The sequence below is a fragment of the Vibrio sp. 1288 genome (assembly GCF_033344475.1).
The window spans coordinates 1-953 of the sequence record NZ_JAWPOX010000202.1 but is presented as its reverse complement, the minus strand read 5'-3'; the positions used below and the strand labels follow the sequence as shown (position 1 = coordinate 953).

Sequence of the window (953 nt, the reverse complement as noted above, 5' to 3'; positions counted from 1 at the left end):
GGGAATAAATGTTGCCTTTGAACTGTCGGTAGATTGCTCGACAAAATTCACAATGGCGGTTTTGCTGTCGCTGTCTTTCCAAGAAGGGAGCAAGTTGGCATCGCAATCTTTCGCGAGGCTGGAAAAAGATAAGCTAGTTAAGACGGCAAGAGTACAGAGATGGATTTTGTTCATTATTTACCTCGATTGATTTCACTAGGTTGTGATCCCTAAAAAGGGCAATGAGGGCGGATAACCTTAAACGACTACTTACACGTTGTACTCATTTCATTTTCTCGCCCACGCGTTAGCGTTGAAAATTCGCCTTCATCATAAGCAAGCGTAGTCGCATTCCTTGGTTGTGCACGAAATGAATAGCGTAATGCTTCCAAAACGCCGCATACGGGTTATCTCAAACTGCCCAAAGTAGAGTAGCAACAAGCGCCATGAAAATAGGTTATAAGCGGTATAACAAGCCTGCGGTATTAATGAAATTTATGATTGGGTCATCAAGGTGAATCGCAGGTAAATATCCGGATCACGCCTTCAAATTCGCAACAGCAAAGGTGACTCATGCAAATTACTCAAAGTCCTCAGTTCAACGGCAAAGCGTCTAAGCGTTTACATGTTATGGCAAAGCCCATTGGTGCTGCCTGTAACATTGACTGTACTTACTGCTACTACCTCAGCAAACAGGACTTACTTGAGTATAAAAAAGGATGTTCACCAATGATGGATGAAGCCACGTTAGAGGCTTACATCAAACAGTATATTGAAGGGCAAAATACACCTGAGATCGTCTTCTCTTGGCAGGGCGGCGAGCCAACGATGCTGGGTTTGGATTACTTCAAGAAAATTGTCGAGTTTCAAGCGAAGTACCAGCCCGCAGGCGTGAAGATCTCAAACGATCTGCAAACAAACGGCACGTTATTGAATGACGAATGGTGCGAATTTTTAAGCGAGAACCATTTCTT

General features: G+C 43.7%; 1 protein-coding gene and 1 pseudogene. One reads left to right on the top strand and one right to left on the bottom strand.

Annotation, left to right across the window (positions count from 1 at the left end):
- Positions 1 to 174: pseudogene (locus R8O11_RS25675) on the bottom strand (haloacid dehalogenase-like hydrolase); the annotation flags it as partial.
- A 378-nt stretch (positions 175 to 552) separates the two neighbouring features.
- Between R8O11_RS25675 and R8O11_RS25670 the strand changes: the two are divergent.
- Positions 553 to 953 (top strand): radical SAM protein (locus tag R8O11_RS25670; protein ID WP_318194669.1); only part of this gene is annotated, 401 nt, incomplete at its 3' end.